The following is a 5,085-nucleotide window of genomic DNA, read 5'->3' as shown; positions in this document are numbered from 1 at the left end:
CTGGAGGGCGGCCGCGACGGCCACGGCCGCCAGCCCGGCCGCGATCAGCCGCCGGTGACCGAGGACGGCACGCCGCAGCCGGCGGCGCAGCGCCGGACGCAGCGCCGGACGGGAGGTGACCCGAGAGACCATGCCTCGCACGCTAGGCCGATCCGGCCCTCGGTGCGGCCGGCTCTCCACAGCCCGCCAGAATCATGCATTTGTGCGATGACACCCCGCGAGTGGCTCCGACACGCCGTACAAAATCATGCATTTGCGGGGGCGGGGGGCGGTCAGGTCTTCCCGTGGTGCGGCGGGACCTGCTCCTCGAGCCAGGTGTCCGCGTCCCGCTTCGGGCGGGGCTCCTCGCGGTCGTCGGAGGTCTGCTCGGGGAGCTCGTCGCCGAAGATCTCGGCGAGGCGACGCCGGCGCTTCCAGTCCGGCTCGCCCGTCGGCGTACGGTCCTCGCTCACGTGCAGAGCCCGGCGGCCTCGAGGGCGGCGTTCTCCTCGGCCGTGCGACCGTTGGCCTCGAGGGTCGGCGAGGACGACGGGGAGCCGGAGGTCGAGGGCGAGGTCGTGGCCGACGAGCTCGCGGACTCCGACGCCGAGGGCGACTCGGTGGCCGAAGCACTCTCGGAGGCGCTCGCGGAGGCGGTCTGGCCGGGCAGGTGGTCGACGTGGATCGCGTCGGTGGTCAGGCTGGCCGGCAGCGTCTTGTCGTGCTTGAGCCGGCGCCACAGGACGTCGGCGTCGGCGGTCCACTCGACGCGGTTGGGGTCCGAGGCCGGCGGCGCCCACGGGACGGTGATGAACTGGATGCCGTCGGCGCCGACGCCCTTGAACTGCAGCGCCAGCTTGACCAGGTCGGTGAGGTCCATGTCGAGGGTGAGCGACTTGGTGGCGGCGTTGAGGAACTTCGTCACCTTGACCGGGTTGGCGAGCGTGTCGGCGGAGAGCACCTGCCCGACCATCGCGCCGATGAAGGCCTGCTGCCGCTTGACCCGGCCGATGTCCGAGCCGTCGCCGATGCCGTGCCGGACGCGGACGTAGGCGAGCGCCTGCTTGCCGCTGATCTTGCGGGTGCCCTTCTTGATGTAGATGCCGTACTCCTCGGAGTGGATGTCCTCGGGCACGCACACCTCGACGCCGCCGATGGCGTCGACCATGTTCTTGAAGCTGGCGAAGTTGACCGTCACGTAGTGGTCGACGTGGATGTCGGTGTTGAGCTCGAACTGCGCCACGGTGCAGGCGGCACCGCCGTACGCGAACGCGGCGTTCCACATCTGGCCCGTCGCCGCCGGATGGATGACCGACTTGTCGTCCTTGTCCTTGCACGCCGGACGGTCGACGAGGGAGTCGCGCGGGATGGAGACGCCGTAGGCGCGCTTCCGGTCGGCGGACAGGTGGAGCAGGATCGTGGTGTCCGAGCCGCCCTCGCCGTTGAGGCCGTCGATGTCGCAGCCGTCGCAGGAGCGGGTGTCGGTGCCCATGACCAGGATGTTGATCGGGCCGGACGGGCCGGTGTCGACGTCGTCGGCGACGTCGGCGCGGTCGCCGATGATGTCGCCGTCGATGGCGACCTGGTTGAGGTTGCCGTTGAGGTGGCGGTAGAAGTAGGCGACCGACATCGCCGAGACCAGCGCCAGGACCAGGAGCGTGGAGAGCAGGACCCTGCCGACGGTGTGCCTCTTGCGGGTGCGGGCGCGGCGCCGGCCGCCACCCGATCCGCGGCCGGTGCGGGACGTCGACCGGACCGCGACGCGCGGGTCCCGGGACTGCCCGGAGTCGGCAGGAGCGACGTCGGGATGGTCCTCGGCGTCGCTCACCGCGACATTGTTGCGCGAAATCCTGAGAATGCCCCAAAGTGCGTGCTCACCGGGCCGCGCACGACGTCGTACGCGGCCTGGGAGATGCGCGGTGGTGCCCCCGGCAGGATTCGAACCTGCGACGCACGGTTTAGGAAACCGACGCTCTATCCCCTGAGCTACGAGGGCGGAGCCGGTCCGCTGCCGGACCGGCGCGGACCATCCTGGCGCAGACCCTGCCGAGTACCCGAATCGGGTCGGTGTCCGGAGGGACTTTGGTCACTCCGGCATGGCCCGTTCGGGCCATCCCTGGTCCAGGGAGCCCATTTTGCCCAGATCGAGCCGCCCAAATGCTGCGACTTTCGTCCCGAGTGCCGATGATTCACGCATGGGACAGGGAATCAACGTGCGGGTCTTCCTCGTCGACGACCACGAGATCGTCCGGCGCGGCGTGCAGAGCCTGCTGGAGGCGGAGGGAGACATCAAGGTCGTCGGGGAGACCGACTCGGCGACCGGAGCCGTCGCCGCGATCCTCGCCGCCAAGCCCGACGTCTGCGTCCTCGACGCCACCCTCCCCGACGGCTCGGGCATCGACGTCTGTCGCCAGGTACGCGCGGCGGACCCCGCCATCAAGGCCCTCATCCTGACGTCGTACGACGACGACAACGCGATCTCCGCGGCGATCCTCGCGGGCGCCTCCGGCTTCGTGCTCAAGCAGATCGAGGGCACCTCGCTGGTCTCCGGCGTCCGGCTGATCGCCAGCGGGCACAGCCTGATCGACCCGGCCGTCGCCGCCCGCGTGGTGCAGCAGGTGCAGTTCCACCGTCGCACGCTCGACCTCATGGCGGACCTGACCCCGCAGCAGTCGAAGATCCTCTTCCTCATCGCGGAGGGCCTCACCAACCGGCAGATCGCCGAGCGGCTCTACCTCGCCGAGAAGACGGTCAAGAACCACGTGACCGGGCTCCTGGCTCGGCTCGGCGTGCAGCACCGCACGCAGGCGGCCGTCCTCGCGCTCAAGCTCCGCGGCGAGCAGGCGGCCGGCGCGCCGACCATCCCCCAGCAGCGGTCCATGCCGACCGCCACCAGCATGGTGAGCCTGCTCTCCGAGCTGTCGCGCTGACTCCGGCGGGGGCGGTTCACCAGCAGCTGCCGCCGCTGGGGCGGCGGGCAACGGGACCGGATCCGGCACCCGTGGATCCCGAAACAATCGTTTCGGCACCGTCATCACATGTATTCACTTCCGATACATAGGCGTCCTAACCTGATGCTCCCTTCGACCTCCGGGAGCTCTCCGTGCCACTCCGACGACCCGCCCTTCTCGCCGCGGCAGCCGCGGCCACCACCGCGGCGCTGGTGGGAACCACCGTTCCGGCCTTCGCCGACGACTCGGCGCTCACGCCGAAGACCACCTTCACCTTCAAGGTCGACGCCACCACCGGCTCGGTCACGCTGCCCTCCTCGGGTGAGGACATCCCGAACGTCGACTCGGTGAAGTCCTCGATCCGCGCCTACTACAAGGCCTCCTCCGGCCTCGCCAACCGCACTGCGTCGCCCTACATCACCGAGGTCGCCGGCATCGAGAGCCAGATCGAGGCGGCCTACCCGGCGCTGACCGGCAGCGACATCGGCACCAAGGCGATCGTCTTCGACACCGACGACACGCTGCTGTGGAACTACGACTACGAGGACAAGGGCTCCAACTTCAACTACGACGCGACCTCCAACGCGGCGTGGGTGACCGGCAGCAGCTGCCTCGCGGCGGACGGCACCGACTACGGCGCCGTCAAGACCGGCGCCTACTGCTTCCCGGAGGTCCCGGGCTCGGCCGACCTGGTGAAGACCCTCGCCGCCCGCGGCTACAAGCTCTACGTCGTCACCGGCCGCCCGGCCTCGCAGAAGCAGGCCACCATCGACAACCTCACCGCGGCCGGGTTCGTCGACTCCTCGAGCGACCCGATCTTCACCTCGGCGAACGTCTACACGAAGTGGGAGACCGGCAGCTCGTCGTACGACGCCACGACGGTGCCCGACTACATCAAGAACGGCCAGTGCACGACGATCGTCAGCGGCAAGCCGAACTCCTACAAGTGCACGACGGTGGAGTACAAGGCGCAGACCCGCAAGCACATCGAGGACGCGGACGACGTGGAGATCGTCGGCAACGTCGGCGACCAGCTCTCCGACCTGTGGGGCGGCTACGCCAACCAGGGCTGGAAGATCCCGAACCCGACGTACTTCCTCTCCAGCCCCAACCTCGACGCGGTCCACGTCGGCAGCGACGACCAGTCCGCGACCCTGCAGCCCGCGTCGAGCTACACGATGGCCGCCGACGGCTCGACCTTCGCGACCGACGGCGCCAAGGGCGACGGCATCCCCAACATCGACCCGGTCCGCACCGAGATCCGGGCGTGGTACGCCGCCACCAGCGGCATCGCCAACAAGACGTCCTCGCCCTACATCTCCGAGATCACCTCGCTGGCGTCGAGCTGGGCGACCACGATCGCCGGTGACTGCACCTCGAAGACCACGGCGATCAAGACCGCCACGACCAAGAAGGCGGCCGCGCAGAAGGCCGTCCGCAAGGCGTCCGCGGCGGTGAAGAAGGCGACCAAGGCCCTCCGCAAGGCGCACGGCAAGAGCGCCAAGCGGAAGGCGAAGCGCAAGCTCGCCTCCGCCAAGCACACCCTCGCCGCGCGGCAGACCGCCTGGAGCAAGATCACCATCCCGGGCACGCCGGCCGTCGTCCTCGACGCCGACGACACCACGCTGTGGACCTACGACATGGAGGACGGCGCCATGAAGTTCGTCTTCAGCTCCACGGTCCAGAACAACGACTGGGTCCAGCCGCAGAAGTTCCCGGCCACGCCGGGCATGGTCGACCTCGTCGCCAAGGTCTCCGGCGCGGGCTGCACGATCATCGGGCTCACCGGCCGCGGTGACAGCCAGAAGGACGCCACCCTCGGGAACCTGGCCAAGGTCGGCTACACCCAGTTCACCGCGGCGAACTACTACACCAAGCCGTCGGTCATCCCGAGCTACCTCGACTGCGCGAGCGACGGCACCCCCGCCTGCTCGACGATCGAGTACAAGTCGGGCACCCGCAAGATGCTCGAGACCAGCCGCGGCTTCGACATCGTCGCCAACCTGGGTGACCAGTACAGCGACCTCAAGGGCGGGTACGCCGACGCGAGCTACAAGCTCCCGAACCCGACCTACTACCTGCCCTGAGCCAGGGCATCCACGAGTCGTGGGGGCGCCCGGGCCCCCCGGGGGGGCGCGGGGCGCCCCCCGAGATG

General features: G+C 69.5%; 4 protein-coding genes and 1 tRNA gene. 2 read left to right on the top strand and 3 right to left on the bottom strand.

Annotated features, from left to right (window positions below):
* Positions 1-272: 272 nt before the first annotated feature.
* From QM572_RS12995 to QM572_RS12985, 3 genes are all read right to left on the bottom strand, one after another.
* A complete protein-coding gene (locus tag QM572_RS12995) occupies positions 273-452 on the bottom strand; it encodes a hypothetical protein (RefSeq protein ID WP_415093762.1) in 180 nt (59 codons plus the stop codon).
* Entirely contained in the window at positions 449-1,807 is a 1,359-nt protein-coding gene (locus QM572_RS12990) for an LCP family protein (RefSeq protein WP_415093760.1), read from the bottom strand. The genes QM572_RS12995 and QM572_RS12990 overlap by 4 nt, the downstream gene beginning before the upstream one ends.
* A gap of 92 nt (positions 1,808-1,899) precedes the next feature.
* Positions 1,900-1,975, bottom strand: a tRNA-Arg gene (locus tag QM572_RS12985).
* A gap of 199 nt (positions 1,976-2,174) precedes the next feature.
* On the opposite strand from QM572_RS12985, the gene QM572_RS12980 reads away from it, so the two are divergent.
* Entirely contained in the window at positions 2,175-2,909 is a 735-nt protein-coding gene (locus QM572_RS12980; RefSeq protein ID WP_415093758.1) for a response regulator, read from the top strand.
* Positions 2,910-3,082: 173 nt separating this feature from the next.
* Positions 3,083-5,017, top strand: a complete 1,935-nt coding sequence (locus QM572_RS12975; protein ID WP_415093756.1) for an HAD family acid phosphatase — start codon at positions 3,083-3,085, stop codon at positions 5,015-5,017.
* The last annotated feature ends 68 nt before the right edge of the window (positions 5,018-5,085 follow it).

The organism is Nocardioides sp. (assembly GCF_047607365.1).
Lineage (GTDB): Bacteria > Actinomycetota > Actinomycetes > Propionibacteriales > Nocardioidaceae > Nocardioides.
Note: the sequence above shows the minus strand (reverse complement) of the source record. Positions and strands in the feature narration are given on the sequence as shown.

What these genes read in the sequence shown, in the direction of transcription:
- QM572_RS12980 (WP_415093758.1), top strand. Translation starts at nt 2,175, where the DNA reads ATGGGACAGGGAATCAACGTGCGGGTCTTCCTCGTCGACGACCACGAG.